Here is an 18990-nt window from a genome sequence, read left to right on the forward strand (position 1 = left end):
CCACGCCTTTTGAACCCGAAAAGGTATTGATTTATTCTTTTGCAGCGGGGGCTGCGGCTGGTTTCTTGGCCGCACCTGGATTGAGAGGATCGTCTTGGCGCTGGACGGAGCCCTCAAAATGGGCGCCGCTTTCGATGGCGATGGTTTTGTGGATGATGTCGCCCTCAACCTGTGCCGTCGAGGTCAGCCGCACCTTTAGGCCACGCACCCGGCCAATCACATGGCCATTTACCACAACATCATCAGCAATGATTTCGCCTTTAACGGTCGCACCTTCCCCGATGGTTAAGAGATGGGCGCGGATGTCGCCGTCCACGCGGCCTTCAACTTGAATGTCACCGGTGGTTTTCAGATTGCCAGTGACGTGAAGATCAGACGACAGGACCGATGCGGGCGGTTTTGCCTTCGGTGCTGCAGGTTTGAATTCTGCTGCTGGTTTGTTGATCGGCGCGGCGGGTTTTTCGGCTGCGGCGGCGTCGGGTTTCGCGGATGGGTCGTTGATTTTGCTTTTAGAAAACATCTCTTCCTGCCTTAATAAATGTCATTGGGTTTACGGCTTTACCATTCACGCGGACTTCATAGTGAAGATGGGTGCCGGTTGATCTGCCTGAGTTTCCCATATCACCGATCCTTTGTCCACGGGAAACGCGTTGGCCTTTTTTTACGCGAATTTTTGCCAAATGGGCATAGCGAGTTTCTATGCCAAATGCGTGTTTGACATAGACAACGCGGCCGTAACCGCTCCCCCATTCCGCGCGTGTAACCACCCCGTCGGCGGTGGCATAAATGGGGGTTCCGCGATTTGCAGCAAAATCAGAGCCATTGTGCATCTGCCCCCAGCGCGGACCGAAGCCGCTGGTGTAACGATGGGTAGATTTCACCGGCATATCAAAGGGCGCTTTTTCAGCTGCAATACGATAGATATTGAGTTTGTCGAGTTGAGCCAAAATGTTATTGGCCCGGTCAACGGTGGGATCAACTGTGTTGAGAGCATCGGGGGCATAGGTGATCGGGGAGAGGGCGCCACCCTGTCCCGAATAACCGCGCCGCACTTGCTCGAGCAAGCGGTCAGTATTCAACCCAGCGTTGCGAAACATTTTGTCGAGTGGCTTCACCGAAATGCTCATCGCCTCTTCCAGCTGACGAAAAATTCGGTCGCCTTTTTCTTCGAGAAATTGAATTTCCAATTCCAAATTGGCCATTTCTTCATGTGCTTGGAAGGCGCGCCGGCGGGCGTGATCGCGTTCCACAGCCACGTCTTCCAGCGTATCGGTGACGTAATCCATTGTGCTGGCCACGGATTCTGAGGAGCTATCGTCGACAGGTTTGCCCGTGTCGTGGTCAAGCTGCGCGCCCAGTTGATCCAAGTCGCGCTGTAAAAGCTCCCTTTGGCCCATGACCCGCCGCAGTGTGGCTTGCATCACTTCCATCGCGCGGTCCAACTCGCGCCGTTGATCCTCTGATGTCAGAAGCTCAGATTGCATTTCGGACACCTGCGCGAGGGCCGTGTTGAAACGCTCCTGCGCTGTCAAAGCCTCCTGGGCGCGGGTGTCGCGCTCATTGGCGAGGGCATTCAATCGATCCTCATAAATGGCTTGATCGCGCCGGGCTTGATCACGGAAATTTCCGGTACCAATGGTGTCGAGCAGCACGATGGCTGTTGCAACAATCGCCCATCCGATGAAAGCGGCTGACGTGACCAGAGCGAAAATTTGTGACAGCGGCGTGAGGCGAATAAAGCGCGTGCCAGTTCCACTGCGCAAAAACAGCCGTTTTTCCGGCATGAGTCGTTCCAGGAATTGTTGTGACCTTAACCGAAGTGCAGTGACCAAATCTCAATTCCAATCTACAAGGGGCCGCCGAGCGAGGTATCTTTGCGGACTGAATACCCAAATGACCAATCTGCCGCAACGAATTTGATAGAGGCAAATCCTTTATATTCGCTTAAATCGGCTTGTTTCTGCTCACAAACTCTATCGCATGGCCGGTGGCGGTGGCATTTCATCGGCGAGGGGCCAGTAAAAATCGGGTGCGATCCCTGCCTCGGCACGTTTTTCTTCGTTGAAAGGTGGTTTGAGAGGGCCATGGAAATACTGGCGCACGAGGCTATGAAAAAGGGGTTTGGGGTCTAAATCGTCCCGACCGCACAGAAAATGAAACCATTTTGAGCCATAGGCCACATGGGCGACTTCTTCGGCATAGATGACATTGAGCGCAGCGACGACCTGTGTATCTTCTGCATTTTCGAAAATGCGGATCATGCCAGGGGTGACGTCCAGCCCGCGCGCTTCCAGCACCATGGGCACCACCGCCAATCGGCCAAGAAAATCAGACTGCGTGTCCTGGGCTGCCCGCCACATGCCGGCGTGGGCGGGCATTGCGCCGTAAAAACTGCCATGAGCTTCAAGACAGTCGCACATCAGATTGAAATGTTTGCTTTCTTCATCTGCCGCCTTCACCCAATCATCATAAAATCCCAAAGGCATCGGTATGTGCGAGAATCGGGCGATCAAATCCCAATGCAGATCCACGGCATTCAATTCTATATGGGCCACCGCATGTAAAAGAGCGTTGCGCCCTTCGATTGAACCTGTCTTGCGTCTTGGTACGTCCCGCGGGGCACGCAGCTCCGGCGTTTTGGGGCGGGCGGGCATATCTGGCGGGGAACAGGTGCCAATTTCAACATCGTCCCCGGCGGCGCGCGCGGTGCTCCATTGCGCGGCAAAGCCCCGTGACAGAGCGGTTTTTTCTCGCCCGTCTGCGGTGTTGAGCACCGCGCAGGCCATCTGTGTCAAAGTCATCATGAATTGAATGACTGCAACTGTGCCAAAACCTCGTCGACATGGCCAGGGACTTTGACCTTGCGCCAAATCTGTAGCAATTTTCCTTCTGGTGAAATCAAAAACGTGACGCGCTCGATGCCCATATAGGTTTTGCCATACATCTGCTTTTCCACCCATGTGCCAAAGGCTTCGCAGAGGCTGCCGTCCTCGTCGGCAATCAAAGGGATGCGCAAATCATATTTGCTGATGAATTTATCATGTTTTTTCACTGTATCGCGCGACACACCGACGACCATCGCATTTTGCGCCTCAAAGGCGGCGCGCTCTTCGGAAAATCCAATGGCTTCTTTGGTGCAGCCCGGGGTGTCGTCTTTCGGGTAAAAATACAAGATCAAATACTTGCCGGCAGCATCTGCCAAGGAAAATTGGCCACCACCGTTGGTTGACAGGGTGAATTGCGGTGCATTATCGCCGATTGAGATCATCATATCCTCGGTATATCTGAGAGCCATTGTTGCACCTTTGGTTTTAGGCCAAGATATATAAATTGAAAGGGGTGAGTTGCACAATGGCGCAATCTGCTGAGCAAGATCAAGAGGACAAAGCGCCGCCACGGCGCCGGCCGATGTCACGGCTGGCTGTGGTGATCTATACGCTGTGCTGGTCTGTCTTGCTCTGTTTCGGGTTGTTGGTTGCGATTATGCAAGATCGTATGCTGCCCGTGCCTGAACCTTTGCGTGAGAAATTAACGCAAGTCCTGAACGCCGATCGTACATTGCCAATCGTGCGGTTTAGCCGTGCGGAGTTGGGATTGACAGAGTTGTTTCACCCCCAATTGGTGCTGCATGGCGTGCAATTTTCTGATGGGCAAACTGGCGCAGGTGTTCAGTTTGGCGCTTTGGATGTGGTGATCCATGGTCCGGCGCTGCTATTTGGGCAGATCGTACCTCGATCCCTCACCTTATCGGATGCCTTTGTCGATCTCAGACGCAGGCTCGATGGAAGCTTCGATCTTGGCTTTGTTATCTCTGCGAATTCCACCGGGGTCGGCTCGTTGGATGAGATATTGGACGCCACGGAAGACTTCTTTGACCGCGAGGATTTCAGACACCTCACTGAGGCGCGATTGGATCAATTGACTGTTAATTATACCGACCGCGTCACCAAGCGGGCCTGGACCTTAGACGGCGGACGCCTCTCTGCGCGGCGCGCGAATCGATTGATGACCCTGCGGGGGGATTTGGCGCTTCTGGCCGGAGGGGGTGAATTGGCCACCTTGGGCTTGTTTTACAATGCCACAGGACCGGGCGCAGGAACCTTGGGAGCGGAGTTTGACAATCTGCCGGCGCAGGATCTTGCGGTGCAATCTAAAGCCCTCACTTGGCTCAATTTCGTGGATGGTAACCTCTCGGGGAGTTTTCGCAGCACGCGCGCTGAAGGCAAAGTTGGCAAGTTGAATGCGCTGCTCGATTTTGGCGCGGGCACGTTGAGCGCTGGTCCAGAAAGTTATCCGGTTTCTTATAGTGAAGCGAAAACTTATTTCACATATGATCCCAAACGCGCGCGCCTTGATATCTCTCGTGCATCAATCAAGAGCGATTGGGGGGCTTTATCTGCAGAGGGCTATGCATTGTTGCAGCAGGGCGGGGCGTCGGAGCGCAGCTCGAGCGGGATGGTCTTGCACCTTGATGTTGACAGCGCAGTTTTTGACAAAACACCCTGGTGGCCTGAGCCGCTGCGGGTGACTGCAGCCAGTGGGCAGGTGAAGCTCAATTATGATCCCCTTACACTTGACTTGGGCCTGTTGCAGGCTGAGGTGAATGGGACCGATCTGAGCCTGTCTGGCAGCGCTGCGCTCACGCCTTTGGGTTGGTCCTATAACGGGCAGGGGCGGGTGCCATCTGTGGACACCCAAACGGTCCTGACCCTCTGGCCAGAAATGTTGAGCGCCAAAAGCCGGCGCTGGTTTGGGCAAAACGTGCGCAAGGGAACACTTAAAAACCTGAGCTTTGATCTGCGTCAAGCCGCGCGAACAGCGGCGGTTTTGGCCAGCAGCTTTCAATTTGAAGAGGCGGAAGTGAAATTCATGCCGAATATGCCGGTGATCTCTGAGGGATTAGGATACGGTGTTTTGGAGCGCGATGAATTTATTTTGGCCTTAGAGGCGGGCTATGTCCAAGCGGCGGAAGGCGGACGCTTGGACATGGACGGCTCGACCATGCGCGTGCCCAATGCACGTGTGCCCGATCCGCCAGTGATATTTGATCTGAAAGGCAGGGGGTCCGTTCCGACCCTTATGTCCCTTATGGACAACAAACCGTTTCAGATATCCACAAAAACCAAGCTTGGCATTGATGATGTCTCTGGACAGGCGCAGCTGGCCGTTCAGATTGAAACCCATCTGAAAGATGAGCTCACATCAAGTGACATGTCCTACGCTTTGACGGGCAGGCTGCGTGATCTGCGCAGTGAGCTGTTGGTGCCCGGGCAAATCTTCACCGCTGAGCTGCTGCAATTGACCGGCACGCCAGATTTAATCGAAATTTCAGGTGCAGGGCGCGTCTCTGATATTCCATTTGAAGGCAGGTGGTCGCAACCTCTGGGTGCACCCAATTTGACAAGCCAAGTGACTGCAAAAATTGAGCTGACACCGAAGAGCCTCCAAGCGCTCAATATTGGCTTGCCCGAGGGCAGCTTGAGCGGGGGGGCAGAGGGCGCCTTGCGTTTAGAGATTGCGAAAAATAAGCCAGTGGCTTTCGAGTTGACGTCCGATCTGACGGGTACGCGTTTACAATCGGCGGCACTAAACTGGTCAAAACCCACGGCGCAAGCGGCGCAATTGCGGGTACAAGGGGTTTTCGGCAAGCCATTGCAAGTGGAGCTTCTGGCGCTTGAGGCGCAGGGGTTGTCGCTTGAGGGCACGGTTCAGTTTGACGCCGGTGGTCTCGACCGGGTTGTGCTGTCGCGCTTGGAGGTTGGCGATTGGCTCGATGGGGCGGCGACATTTATTCATCAAGGGTCGGGCGTACCCATGCGCCTGCTCTTGTCTGGAGATCTGGATCTGCGGAGTTACGGAAAATTGGCGGGCGGTGAAGCTGCGCGCGCGGATACGACCGCGCCAATGCCGATGTCGCTCAAGCTTGGCCGGCTGCAGTTGTCGAACACTCTGTTCCTCAGTGACGTGCGGGCTGATTTTGACCAAGGTCTTGCGGCCGGAGGCGCCTTTGGCGGTCGCGTCAATGGCGGTGTCGGCATCACTGGTCAGATGTCCGGCCAGGGCAGGGGGCTGCGCCTGTCCGTCACATCTCAAGACGCAGGTGGCGTTTTGCGCGATGCCGGACTTTTGCGACAGGCCAGCGGCGGTGAGATGATGCTGGATCTTGCACCCCATGCGGATGGGTGGAACGGCTCAATGAATATCACCTCTGTGCGCGTCAATGATGCGCCGGCGATTGCACAATTGCTCAGCGCTGCATCAATCATAGGCCTGCCCGATCAATTGGACGGGAAGGGCATTTTCTTTTCGACAATTGAAGGCGAATTCAATATCAACAATGAGTTGTTCACGATCTACCGCTCCAGTGCGGTCGGCCCGTCTCTTGGCATGTCCATGGACGGGTATATCGACACCAAGCGCAAGCAGCTCGATCTTCAAGGTGTCCTATCCCCCTTTTATCTGCTCAATGGCTTGGGCTCAATTCTCACCCGGCGTGGGGAGGGGTTGATTGGCTTTAACTTCACGCTGCGGGGCGCGTTGGAAAATCCGCAAGCCTCGGTCAATCCCTTGTCCTTGTTCACGCCCGGAATGTTTCGCGAAATCTTTCGCCGGCGACCGCCGAAACAAGAGTAGCAGACGCAGGTTTCGGATTTGCCAAATGATTTGATTGTCGCTAATGGGAGCGCTTCTCAAGGGGCGTGCTATGAAACTCTCAGACTTTGATTTTGACTTGCCACCCGAGCGGATCGCGATTCGTCCGATGTCACCCCGCGGCGACGCCAAACTCTTGGTGAGCCAAGCCGGGCAGATCGAAGATGCGCATGTGCGTGATCTCTGCAGCTATTTTCGGCCAGGAGACCGCTTGGTTTTGAACGATACCAAGGTGATCCCGGCGCGTCTGTTTGGGACACGGGCGCGGCAATCGGCGCAGGGCAGGGTTGAGGCAAAGATTGAAGTCACGCTTCTAGAGCCGCAGGCCAGCGGGCGATGGAAAGCTTTGATAAAGCCCCTGCGCAAATTGGCTGTCGGCGAAGAGATCCAGTTTGCAGCCGGCCTGTCGGCGCGGTGCATTGAGAAAACCGATGGCGAAGCTTTGCTCGATTTTTCGGCCCAAGGCGCAGAGCTGGATGCGGCATTGGATGTCAGCGGTCAGATGCCTTTGCCGCCCTATATTGCGTCCAAACGCGCCGCCGATGCGCAGGATAAGAGCGACTATCAAACCGTTTGGGCCAAACATCGAGGAGCGGTGGCGGCGCCGACGGCCTCTTTGCATCTGGATGCAGCAGCATTGGACGCTTTGCAGGGCCATGGGGTGACGATCAGCTATGTCACCCTACACGTTGGGGCCGGCACCTTTTTGCCGGTCAAGGTGGAAGAGATCCGCACCCATACAATGCACGCAGAATGGGGCTGTGTAAGTCCGCAGGCCGTGGCAGAGATAGAGCAAACCCGCGCCGCCGGCGGCCGGATTATCCCCGTGGGCACGACCGCTTTGCGCCTGATTGAGACGGCGGCGCGTGGCGGCACCCTTCGGCCTTTTGAAGGGGAGACAGATATTTTCATTTACCCGGGGTTTGAGTTTCAGATCACCGATGGGTTGATGACCAATTTCCACCTGCCGAAATCGACCCTGCTGATGCTGGTGGCCGCTCTGATTGGCAAGCCACATTTGGATGCGGTTTATGCCCATGCGGTGGCTCAGAATTATCGTTTTTTTAGTTACGGCGATGCATCATTGCTTTTTGCGTCATAATATCGTTTGGGTAGAAAAAGAGCGCGTGTGTCACGGTTCATTTTGTCCCGGTTTCATTTTGAGGAAGTGCAATGTTTCAGGTTTTGTCGCGGTCTTGGGCGCTGCTTATCGGCATGATGTTGTTGATGGTTGGCAATGGGTTGCAGGGCACATTGCTCGGCGTGCGGGGCGGAATTGAAGGGTTTTCAACCTTCGAAATGTCCATCGTGATGTCAGCATATTTTGCGGGGTTTCTTGGCGGTTCACGCCTGGCGCCTGAAATGATCCGCCGGGTGGGACATGTGCGGGTCTTTGCGGCTTTGGCCTCATTCATCTCTGCCATATTGATTCTCTATCCGGCCTTTGCCCATCCCGTGGCTTGGGCCTTGGGGCGCGTTGTGATCGGATTTTGTTTCTCTGGGGTGTATGTCACCGCAGAAAGCTGGCTGAACAATTCTTCTGACAACGCCAATCGGGGCAAGGCGCTCTCGGTCTATATGATCGTACAGATGTTTGGAATTGTCAGCGCGCAAGCGCTTCTGGCTATGGGGGACGCAAGTGGCTACGCCTTGTTTATTTTGTCCTCCGTTTTGGTTTCGATTTCTTTTGCTCCGATTTTGCTGTCCATTTCTCCAACGCCTGCATTTGAAACCGCAAAACCTATGCCTCTCAAGACATTGCTTGAGACATCTCCTTTGGGCTGTTTCGGCATGTTTCTTTTGGGCGGCGTTTTCTCGGCGCAATTTGGCATGTCCGCAGTCTATGGCGTGGCGGCCGGTCTAACGATTACGCAGATCTCAATTTTTGTTTCAAGCATCTATGTGGGTGCCCTATTGATGCAATATCCGATTGGCTGGTTTTCGGACCGCATGGACCGGCGGGTTGTGATTATGATCGTAGCCGCAGTGGGCGGGATTTTCTCGCTTCTAGCGCTGTTTTTCGACTATTATTTTGGCGCGCTGCTCGTCGCCGCTTTCGTGATCGGCGGCACATCCAATCCGCTGTATTCATTGCTGATCGCCTATACAAACGACTATCTCGATCCCGACGATATGGCCGCGGCCTCAGGAGGGTTGATATTTATCAACGGTATGGGCGCGATTGCTGGGCCTTTGGTGACCGGCTGGATGATGGACAGTTTTGGTGCCCAGGCATTCTTTGGCATGATTGCGCTCTTGATGCTCATCCTCGCGGGTTACGCGGTCTACCGGATGACACAGCGGTCGCGGGCGGGCATCGAGGATGGTGCCTATGCGCCGGTTCTGCCCTCGGCCAGCCCGGTCGCGGTGGAGGTGGCTTCGGAATATTATATCGAGACCGCTTTGGAAGATGAAACGAATGAAACATAGAGTTACCTTTTTCTTTGCACTTTTGATTTAGATGCGTAGAGATTGAAGATAGGCAGACTCACCGGAGCGGACATATGACAACTGTAAACGAAGTTGTTGATTTTTGGCTGGACGAAGTTGGAGCGGACAGATGGTATGCAGCCGATGAGGCGCTGGACCATGAGGTCCGCAGGCGGTTCGAACAGCTCTGGTGGGACACGCTCAACGGAGCCAATGGGCTTTGGTTGACTTATGCCTCCGGCACGCTTGCCTATCTGATATTGATGGATCAAATGCCCCGCAATATGTTTCGCGGGACAGCGCGGTCATTCGGATCGGATCGGCACGCTCTCGCGGCGGCCAAAGCGGCATTGCATAATGGCTGGGATCTGAAGATCGACGAGCCGGCGCGGCAATTTTTCTATATGCCTTTGATGCATTCTGAGAGTCTCACAGATCAAGATCGTGCGGTGCGGTTGATCATGTCTCGCCTGCCGCAGGGCAGGAGATTGCAATTGCCCCATGCCCAGGCGCATCGGGATATCATCCGCAAGTTTGGCCGCTTTCCAGCGCGCAACGATGCGTTGAACCGGCGTGCAACGGCGCCGGAGGTGATTTACACCCAAGCGGGCGGATATGATTTCACACTCAAAAGCCTTGCGGCCAGCTCCTAAAGCTTTGGTGCGGCTGCAATGGCTCTCGCCGCGCGCGCTGCAAAATTTTCGATTTGCACCGGTTTGAACTATAGTTTAATATTAAACTAATTCAAAAACGGAGTCCTGTGATGGCTGACAATGCATATGATGTGATCGTTATTGGGGCGGGGCCTGGGGGCTACGTTGCGGCAATTCGTGCGGCGCAATTGGGGTTGAAAACCATTGTGGTCGAACGCGAGCACATGGGGGGCATATGTCTCAACTGGGGTTGTATTCCCACAAAGGCGATGCTGCGCTCCTCTGAAGTGTATCATTTGATGCAGCGGGCCAAGGAGTTTGGTTTGTCTGCCCAGGGCATCGACTATGATCTTGATGCCGTTGTGGCACGGTCTCGGGCGATTGCAAAACAGTTGAACGGCGGCGTGAGCCATCTGCTGAAAAAGAACAAAGTGACCGCCCTGATGGGGGCGGCGACAATCACGGCTCCCGGACAGGTCTTGGTTAAAACTGCCAAGGGTGACGAGACCCTATCGGCCGAGCATATCATCATTGCGACCGGGGCGCGGGCGCGCGAATTGCCCGGGCTGGAGGGGGATGGGGATTTGGTTTGGACCTATAAAACCGCTCTGACCCCGCCGCGTATGCCGAAAAAGCTGTTAGTGATCGGCTCCGGCGCGATTGGTATCGAATTTGCCAATTTCTATAACACGCTTGGTGTGGATACGACGGTGGTTGAGGTGATGGATCGGGTTATGCCGGTCGAAGACGCGGAGATTTCGGCCTTCGCTCAAAAGGCTTTTGAAAAGCAAGGTATGAAAGTTCGCACAAAAACTATGGTGAAACAACTCGATCGCGGCCAGGGCTCTGTGACAGCGCATATCGAACAGAACGGCAAAGTCACCACGGAGGTGTTTGACACGGTGATCTCGGCGGTTGGGATCGTCGGCAATGTGGAGAATCTCGGGCTTGAGGCGCTTGGCGTTGAAGTCGACCGCACCCATATTACGACGGATGCCTATTGCCGCACAGCTGTGGCCGGTGTCTATGCCATCGGCGATGTGGCTGGTGCACCATGGCTTGCGCATAAGGCCAGCCATGAAGGGGTTATGGTCGCTGAAATGATCGCAGGCGGAACGCCGCATCCGGTCAAACCGGAGAGCATTGCCGGTTGTACCTATTGCACGCCGCAAGTGGCCAGCGTCGGACATACCGAAGCACAGGCGAAAGAAGCCGGCTATGACGTGCGCGTTGGACGCTTCCCTTTTATAGGCAATGGCAAGGCAATTGCTCTGGGCGAGGCGGAAGGCATGGTCAAAACTGTGTTTGATGCCAAAACAGGTGAGCTGTTGGGCGCGCATATGATCGGCGCGGAAGTCACAGAGCTGATCCAAGGCTATGTGGTTGGGCGGCAGCTGGAAACCACGGAAGAAGATTTGATGCAAACCGTCTTCCCACATCCCACCCTGTCGGAAATGATGCATGAAAGCGTTTTGGACGCTTGGGATCGCGCAATCCACATCTAAACTTCAATGGGCTATGGCCGAGGCACCGGCGTCTTGCGGTGTTCTCGGCTCGGGAGATACGTGCACGGGCCTTTTGGAAGACCTCTGCATAACCGAGCCGCAAAGCCAAAGCACTTTGCCCGGTGGCAACACCGGGCTGCGCCTGCCTGCCCCCCGGCAGGCGCATTCACCATCTGGGTATACTGGTATTTATGGTTATTGCTCAAATTCTGCAGTGATTTCACCACCCGCCATATGCGCCCGCCCAGGTCGGCGCTGCCCTCGTTTCGTGTTGACATGGCGTTATGCAGAGGTCTTCTTGGCGGAATAAATCTCCGCGTTCTCTAAAAGTTCTCATTTTTTGATTGGCCCTGAAGCGACTTAACACTATGTTGTGTTCAAAGATCTGGGGTCCAAAATGGTTGAGCTAAAAAATATTGAAGTCCGCGGCGCGCGTGAGCATAATCTTAAGAATATAGATGTTGATATTCCCCGCGATAAGCTGGTGGTGATAACCGGGCTGTCAGGTTCGGGAAAATCGTCTTTGGCCTTTGACACGATCTATGCAGAGGGGCAGCGGCGCTACGTTGAAAGCCTGTCTGCCTATGCGCGGCAGTTTCTGGATATGATGGAAAAACCTGATGTTGATCACATCAGCGGTTTGAGTCCTGCCATCTCCATTGAGCAAAAAACCACCTCTAAAAATCCCCGCTCGACAGTGGGCACGGTGACAGAAATTTATGACTATATGCGGCTTTTGTTCGCGCGGGTTGGCACGCCATTTTCTCCTGAAACGGGTCTGCCGATTGAAGCCCAGCAAGTGCAAGATATGGTCGACCGGGTCATGGCCATGGAGGAGGGCACGCGCGGCTATTTGCTGGCGCCCATCGTGCGCGACCGAAAGGGGGAATATCGCAAAGAATTCGCCGAGCTGCGCAAACAAGGCTTTCAACGTATCAAAGTCGATGGTGCGTTTTATGATTTGGACGAGCCGCCCACGCTCGACAAAAAATTTCGCCACGACATTGATGTGGTCGTCGACCGGATTGTGGTGCGCGAAGGGGTCGAAACCCGTTTGGCCGATAGTTTCCGCACGGCCTTAGATTTGGCCGATGGTATTACCATTCTTGAAACCGCCCCCAGTGAAGGCGATCCAGAGCGCCATACCTTCAGCGAAAAATTCGCCTGTCCCGTGTCGGGTTTTACCATCCCTGAAATTGAGCCGCGCCTTTTTTCCTTTAACGCGCCCTTTGGTGCCTGTCCGCAATGCGATGGCCTGGGGGTTGAATTGTTCTTTGATGAGCGTCTCGTGGTGCCCGATCAAACCCTGAAAATTTCCGACGGTGCCCTGGCGCCCTGGCGCAAAGGCAAGTCGCCTTATTTTCTTCAAACTATAGAATCCATCGCCAAACATTACGCGTTCAAACCCTCTGCCAAATGGAAGGACCTGCCGGAAAAAGTGCAACAGGTTTTTCTTTACGGATCGGGTAAGGAAGAAATCCTGTTTCGCTATGACGAGGCCGGGCGGGTGTATCAGGTGACGCGCAGCTTTGAAGGTGTCATCCCCAATATGGAGCGCCGCTACCGCGAGACCGACAGCAATTGGATCCGTGAAGAGTTCGAGCGCTATCAAAACAACCGCTCCTGCGGCACTTGCGGCGGGTATCGTCTGCGGGCAGAGGCCCTGGCCGTCAAAATTGCCGGGCTGCATGCTGGCCAAGTGGTGCAAATGTCCATCAAAGAGGCCTTTGAATGGTGCAAATCCGTGCCAGACCAGCTGAGCAAACAAAAGCTGGCCATCGCCGGGCCCATCTTAAAGGAAATTCGCGAAAGGCTTGGGTTCCTGAACAATGTCGGGCTCGAATATCTCACTTTGGCGCGCAATTCTGGCACACTTTCGGGTGGAGAAAGCCAACGGATTCGCCTTGCAAGTCAGATCGGTTCTGGGCTGCAGGGCGTGCTCTATGTGCTTGATGAGCCAAGCATTGGCCTGCATCAACGGGACAATGACCGACTTTTGACCACGCTTAAAAACCTGCGTGATCAAGGCAATACGGTCATTGTGGTTGAGCATGACGAAGAGGCCATCCGCGAGGCCGATTATGTGTTCGACATTGGCCCCGGCGCAGGTGTGCACGGGGGGCAGGTGGTGGCCAAAGGCACGCCGGAAGAGATCATAGCCAATGCGGCCTCTGTCACCGGGGATTATCTCTCTGGGCGCCGGCGCATTGAAATTCCAACCACGCGCCGGGTGGGCAACAAAAAGAAAGTCACCGTACGCAAGGCGACGGGGAATAATCTACAAAATATCACGGTTGATTTTCCCTTAGGCCAGTTTGTTTGTGTGACGGGCGTTTCGGGTGGGGGTAAGTCGACCCTGACCATTGAGACCCTGTTTAAAACCGCCTCAATGAACCTGAATGGTGCGCGGCAAACACCGGCGCCATGTGAGACGGTGAAAGGTCTGGAGCATCTCGACAAGGTCATCGATATTGACCAACGCCCCATTGGTCGCACGCCGCGATCCAATCCGGCCACTTATACGGGCGCATTCACTCCGATCCGCGATTGGTTCGCTGGCCTGCCCGAGGCCAAGGCGCGCGGGTATAAACCGGGACGTTTTTCCTTTAATGTCAAAGGTGGGCGCTGCGAGGCCTGCCAGGGTGATGGGGTGATCAAAATTGAAATGCACTTCCTGCCGGATGTCTATGTCGAATGTGAGACCTGCAAGGGTGCGCGCTACAATCGTGAAACCTTAGAGGTAAAATTCAAAGGGCAATCCATTGCGGATGTGTTGGATATGACCGTGGAGGTGGCGCAAGATTTCTTTAAGGCGGTGCCCTCGATCCGTGAAAAGATGGATGCGCTTATGCGGGTTGGGCTGGGCTATATCAAAGTGGGCCAGCAAGCGACTACGCTGTCAGGCGGTGAGGCGCAACGGGTGAAACTGTCAAAAGAGCTGTCCAAGCGCAGCACGGGCCGAACCCTATATATTCTGGATGAACCGACAACGGGCCTGCATTTTGAAGATGTGCGTAAACTGCTCGAAGTGCTGCATGAGCTGGTGGATCAGGGCAATTCTGTCATCGTGATCGAACACAATTTGGATGTGGTGAAAACCGCAGATCACATTATTGACATTGGCCCCGAGGGCGGCGATGGCGGAGGGCAGGTGGTGGCCAAAGGCACACCGGAGGTGGTCGCAAAAGTCCCACAAAGCCACACTGGGCGCTATCTCAAGGAGATGCTCGCGGCGCAAAAATCGCGTTAAATCTGGGGTTTGCTCAGGACCAATTCAAGCAGTGATTGAAGGTCCGGCGCATCCAGTTGATCGAAATCCGTGCAGAGGGTTTCGAGAATTTCTGCATTTTTGACCCCCAATATTGGATCGGCAAATAGGTGGAATTTCTGGGAAATCTCTGCATCTGTTAGGGGCATATCAACATCGCCGCGGGGGCTTCGCGGGGGGCTTTCGCAAATGCGACCATCGCGCAGGCGCAGGCTCACCTGTGCCCAGCGTTTTCCCTCGCTGATCTGGGTTAAATGCGGGTCATCAATCAATTGCGTCGCGTTACTTATGCGCAATATTTCGGGATCTCTCAGCGTCTCAGCCGCCAATTCCGCCGGACCGATTTGCCCGCGCACAATCATGCAAGCCACAGGAAAGGCAATTGAATAGGCAAATTCATCGGCCGTTTTGGGGTGATGCCCGGCCAAGCGCGTGGCATTGTGAAAGGTTTTGATCTCCACAGAGCTGACCTGGTGATGTGTAATTTTATGCTTGGACATGAGATCGGCGGCGGCATCGATGCTTGGATGGGCCCACCGGCAACAGGGGTAGGGCTTGTAATGGGTGTCGCTCACCAATTTCCAAGTCTCGCCCAAGCCTTGCCAATGTGGCCCCTGGCAGGTGAGCGCCGGTGCGCCGGTGAATCCGTTGAGGGCCAAAAATCCAGCCGTGATGCCCGTGGGTGCACCCCAGCCAACCCCGTCACGCACCATCGTGGGATGATCGATGCAGCGCATCATTTGGCTGCGCGGGCCATGGTATTCGCCGATCCCTGCGGCCTCATGGATCTGCATGGGGTTGCAGCCAATCACCCGCGCGGTCATTGCCGCAACCCCAACCGCAGTCCAGGCCCCCGATGTGTGGTAATCGGCGCAGATGTCATGCTGTGTCAGCCCGGCCCGATAGGAGATCTCATAGGCCAATGCCAAATAGGTCGCGAAATCTTGCCCTGTCATACTGCGTTCATCGGCCAGAGCCAAAAGCGCTGGAAAGATCGCAGATCCTGCATGACCTTTGCAAGGGGAGGTGCCATCATGGGCGTCGATGCTGTCGATGGTCATTGCGCCGGCCATCGCAGCGCCGGCGAAGCTTGCCACATTTCCATCAAAAAGGCAGCGCGCGGCAGATGCGGAGGTGGCGCCAAACATCATTCTTGCGGTCTTTGTGCCAATCCTTGCCATCTCAGTTTGCGATCCAATGGCCGCAACCCCGAGGCTGTCGAGCAGCGAACGCCGCAAGACTTTCAGCACATCCTCAGGCAGGGCCTTATAGGATAGGCTGGCGGCAAAGTCTTGCATCAACATATCTATCTCCTAGGAGCGACTGCGGCCCTCGAATCGCGGCAGCATGGCGGAAAAATCTCGTCCGCTACCATCTTCCTGTTCGACAAAGATTTTGTAAAGTTCTGTCGCAGCCGCGCCCATGGGCGTGTCGGCATCCACATCTTGAGCAGCCTGTTGTGACAGGCGTAGATCTTTGAGCATGAGATCGGCGGCAAAGCCGGGTGCGTAGCCATTATCAGCCGGGCTTTGTGGGCCGATGCCGGGGGCTGGACAATAGGCATTCATCGTCCAGCTGTAGCCGGAAGAGGTGCTGACCACGTCAAACATAGCTTGTCGGTCCAGCCCAAGTTTATCGGCCAGAGCAAAGGCTTCACAGGTGCCGATCATAGTGATCCCAAGAATCATGTTGTTGCAAATTTTTGCCGCCTGCCCATTTCCGGCGCCGCCGCAATGCACCGCCGTGCGTCCCATGATATCAAACAGCGGCGATAGCGCTGCAAAGCTCTCGGCCGCTCCGCCCACCATGAAGGTCAAAGTGCCAGCCTCCGCTCCGCCCACGCCGCCAGACACGGGGGCATCTAGGAAGCTGATCCCCCGGTCCTCGGCGCGGCGCGCAATGCTGCGGGCTGCGGCCACGTCGATGGTTGAACAATCGAGTAAGACGGTGCCTTTTTCCATGACAGGCAGCGCTTGATCGGCCACCGATTGGGCGATTTTCCCATTGGGGAGCATGGTAATCACCACATCGGCGCCTGTTGCGGCCGCCTGTGCACTGGCGGCTACGGCCACGCCCTCTGCTGTGGTGCCCGCTGGGTCATATCCCGAGACCTGATGGCCCGCAGCGGCCAGATTTTTGGCCATAGGCAAGCCCATATTTCCAAGTCCAATAAATCCGATGTTCATTTTAACTCTCCGTGAGATCAAGGGAATGGGGTCCCAAAGGGCGCAGCATGGCGCTGGCCGCTGGCAGCAGCGGGTCCGTCATCGCGTGCCGCCATTTTGGGGATTTGTCTTTGTCGATTACCATAGCTCGGATGCCTTCGATGAAATCACCCTGTTCTGCGGCTCGGTAGGTGAAACGATATTCCATGCCCAAGGCCAAAACGATATCGTCCAGCCCACGCACGCGGTGGATCAACTCAATGGTTGCGGCCATGGCCAGGGGGCTAGAGCGCGACAGCTTTTTGATGCAGGCCTCGGCAAAATCGCCGCCCGTGTGATTGAGATTGTTGACGATATCGCCAAAATAGTCGCCTCGGAAAAACTCATTCACTTGCGCTTCAATCTGCAACAGCGGGGCAGGGCCCGCAGGGCGGGCAGCCTTGGCAATCGCTGAAACATCGCCTGTGTCACAGAGGGTTTCGATCAATCTGGGCCAATCCTCTTGCGGGATGAAGTGATCGGCAAAGCCGGCAAAAATGGCATCTGCCGGCCCCATACGGCTGGCCGTTGTGCCGAGATATTCACCGAAGCGCCCGGGTGCACGGGCCAAAAGCAAGGAGCCGCCCACATCTGGCACCAGACCAATGCCGCATTCGGGCATGGCAATCTGACTGGATTCGCAGACAATTCGGTGCGGCAGGTGGCAGCCCAGCCCCACGCCACCGCCCATTGTGAAACCGTGCAGAAAGCTGATGATCGGCTTAGGGCTGGTCGCGAGTTTGGCGTTGAGGCGGTATTCATCTGTCCAAAATTGCCGGCCATAATCATAGTCTCCGGCAACGGCTGTTTTATACATGGCGGTTATATCGCCGCCGGCGCAAAATGCCCGCTCACCCGCTCCTTCAAAAAGGATCACTTCAACGTCCGGATCGGCCTCCCATTTGCCCAGATAGCTCTCAATTTGCAGGCACATTTCATAGGTCAAAGCGTTCAAGGCGCCGGGGCGGTTGAGCGTGAAACGCCCGGCTTTGCCGTCTTTGCGCGCGATAAGATCGCTCATGCGCGCAAGCCCCTGGCCACGATCATCCGCATGATTTCATTGGTGCCTTCTAAGATTTGATGAACCCTGAGATCGCGTACGGTTTTTTCAATGCCGTAATCGGCCAAATAGCCATACCCACCATGCAGTTGCAGGCAATCATTGGCCACTTTGCTGCCCATATCGGTCACCAGCTTTTTGGCCATGGCGCAAAAATGAGTCGCATCTGGCGCGCCATTGTCCAGCTTCCAAGCGGCTTGACGCAGAAATATGCGGCCCGATTGCAGTTCAATCTCCATGTCGGCAAGACGAAATTGCAGGGCCTGAAACTGATCGATCGATTTTCCAAAGGCTTTGCGCTCGGCCATATAGGCCCGCGTTGTGTCAAAGGCTTGTTGCGCCGCCCCCAGCGAACAGGCCGCGATATTCAGCCGCCCGCCGTCCAGCCCAGCCATGGCGTAGGAAAACCCGAGGCCTTCGGCGCCCAGAAGGTTTTCGATGGGTGTCTTGCAGTCATCCAGCTGCACCTGCCGGGTCGGTTGCGCGCGCCAGCCCATTTTGTCTTCCAGCCCGCCAAAGGACAGCCCCTCTGCGCCATCTTCCACGATCAAAGCCGTGATGCCCTTTGGGCTGTCATCGCCTGTCCGGGCCATGATAATATAGGCATCAGAATAGCCTCCACCAGAGATAAAGGCCTTGGTGCCAGTCAGGGTGAAATCTGTGTTGCTCTTAAGAGCTCTTGTCTTCAATGCCGCCGCATCAGATCCTGAGCCGGGCTCGGTGAGGCAGTAGGAAAAGAAGGTCTCCATACTCAAGGCGCGCGGAAGATATTTGTCGCGCAGCGCCGGCGAGCCGAATTTATCGATCATTGCCGCGCACATATTGTGGATTGATAGAAAGGAGGCCACCGTCGGGCAGGCCATAGAGAGCGCTTCAAACACCAAAGTGGCATCCAGCCGGCTTAGGCCCGATCCGCCGCTTTCTTCGCGTACATAGAGCCCGCCAAAGCCCAATTCCGCCAATTGGGGCCAGAGGCTCTTTGGAATTTCGCCTGCCGCTTCCCACTCCCGTGCGAAAGGCGCGATGTGGCTGGCCCCAAAATCGCGGGCCATGTCGAAAATCGCGGTTTGTTCTTCGGAAAGGGCAAAATCCATGAGACAGCTCCTGTCATTGCGTTGCGGCAAGTGAAGCAAATCCCAAGCCAGGAATCCAGCTTCTATTTTGAAGGCCGAGCCTGCTGAGTGTTGCATGCGCCGGGGACCGCTTGCCACCGGCGCTG

14 protein-coding genes are annotated in these 18990 nt (G+C 55.4%); 6 read left to right on the forward strand and 8 right to left on the reverse strand.

The window, feature by feature from the left end:
- Window positions 1-31 precede the first annotated feature (31 nt).
- The 4 genes from RCA23_RS07415 to bcp form a co-directional block, all read right to left on the reverse strand.
- Window positions 32-520 (reverse strand): bactofilin family protein, encoded by a 489-nt coding sequence (locus RCA23_RS07415; RefSeq protein ID WP_044049775.1) that lies wholly within the window; start codon window positions 518-520, stop codon window positions 32-34.
- A complete protein-coding gene (locus RCA23_RS07420; protein WP_268870339.1) occupies window positions 510-1832 on the reverse strand; it encodes a DUF5930 domain-containing protein in 1323 nt (440 codons plus the stop codon). Before RCA23_RS07420 ends, RCA23_RS07415 begins: the two co-directional genes overlap by 11 nt.
- A gap of 141 nt (window positions 1833-1973) precedes the next feature.
- A complete protein-coding gene (locus RCA23_RS07425) occupies window positions 1974-2804 on the reverse strand; it encodes a ferritin-like domain-containing protein (RefSeq protein ID WP_044049776.1) in 831 nt (276 codons plus the stop codon).
- Window positions 2801-3295 (reverse strand): thioredoxin-dependent thiol peroxidase, encoded by a 495-nt coding sequence (gene bcp, locus RCA23_RS07430; protein ID WP_236631412.1) that lies wholly within the window; start codon window positions 3293-3295, stop codon window positions 2801-2803. Before bcp ends, RCA23_RS07425 begins: the two co-directional genes overlap by 4 nt.
- A 56-nt stretch (window positions 3296-3351) precedes the next feature.
- On the opposite strand from bcp, the gene RCA23_RS07435 reads away from it, so the two are divergent.
- The 6 genes from RCA23_RS07435 to uvrA all read left to right on the forward strand — a co-directional run bounded on the left by RCA23_RS07435 (window position 3352) and on the right by uvrA (window position 14489).
- Window positions 3352-6633 (forward strand): YhdP family protein, encoded by a 3282-nt coding sequence (locus RCA23_RS07435; RefSeq protein WP_044049777.1) that lies wholly within the window; start codon window positions 3352-3354, stop codon window positions 6631-6633.
- 70 nt (window positions 6634-6703) lie between these two features.
- Entirely contained in the window at window positions 6704-7753 is a 1050-nt protein-coding gene (gene queA, locus RCA23_RS07440; protein WP_044049778.1) for a tRNA preQ1(34) S-adenosylmethionine ribosyltransferase-isomerase QueA, read from the forward strand.
- Window positions 7754-7824: 71 nt separating this feature from the next.
- Entirely contained in the window at window positions 7825-9081 is a 1257-nt protein-coding gene (locus RCA23_RS07445; RefSeq protein ID WP_044049779.1) for an MFS transporter, read from the forward strand.
- 74 nt (window positions 9082-9155) lie between these two features.
- Window positions 9156-9734, forward strand: coding sequence for a DUF924 family protein (locus tag RCA23_RS07450; RefSeq protein ID WP_044049780.1), 579 nt, complete (start codon window positions 9156-9158; stop codon window positions 9732-9734).
- 110 nt (window positions 9735-9844) lie between these two features.
- A complete protein-coding gene (gene lpdA / locus RCA23_RS07455) occupies window positions 9845-11239 on the forward strand; it encodes a dihydrolipoyl dehydrogenase (protein ID WP_044049781.1) in 1395 nt (464 codons plus the stop codon).
- A gap of 397 nt (window positions 11240-11636) precedes the next feature.
- Window positions 11637-14489, forward strand: a complete 2853-nt coding sequence (uvrA, locus tag RCA23_RS07465) for an excinuclease ABC subunit UvrA (RefSeq protein WP_044051385.1) — start codon at window positions 11637-11639, stop codon at window positions 14487-14489.
- On the opposite strand, the gene RCA23_RS07470 is transcribed toward uvrA, so the two are convergent.
- Genes RCA23_RS07470 through RCA23_RS07485 form a run of 4 tightly spaced genes read right to left on the reverse strand, consistent with a single transcriptional unit; the run spans window position 14486 to window position 18865 of the window.
- Entirely contained in the window at window positions 14486-15811 is a 1326-nt protein-coding gene (locus tag RCA23_RS07470; RefSeq protein ID WP_236631413.1) for an MmgE/PrpD family protein, read from the reverse strand. The genes uvrA and RCA23_RS07470 overlap by 4 nt on opposite strands.
- A 9-nt stretch (window positions 15812-15820) precedes the next feature.
- Window positions 15821-16693, reverse strand: a complete 873-nt coding sequence (gene mmsB, locus RCA23_RS07475; protein WP_044049783.1) for a 3-hydroxyisobutyrate dehydrogenase — start codon at window positions 16691-16693, stop codon at window positions 15821-15823.
- 1 nt (window position 16694) lies between these two features.
- Window positions 16695-17732: an enoyl-CoA hydratase/isomerase family protein gene (locus RCA23_RS07480; protein ID WP_044049784.1), complete on the reverse strand. Its 1038-nt coding sequence runs from the start codon at window positions 17730-17732 to the stop codon at window positions 16695-16697.
- A complete protein-coding gene (locus RCA23_RS07485; protein ID WP_044051387.1) occupies window positions 17729-18865 on the reverse strand; it encodes an acyl-CoA dehydrogenase family protein in 1137 nt (378 codons plus the stop codon). The genes RCA23_RS07480 and RCA23_RS07485 overlap by 4 nt, the downstream gene beginning before the upstream one ends.
- Between the last annotated feature and the right edge of the window lie 125 nt (window positions 18866-18990).

The sequence above is a fragment of the Planktomarina temperata RCA23 genome, from assembly GCF_000738435.1.
Classification (GTDB): Bacteria; Pseudomonadota; Alphaproteobacteria; order Rhodobacterales; family Rhodobacteraceae; genus Planktomarina; species Planktomarina temperata.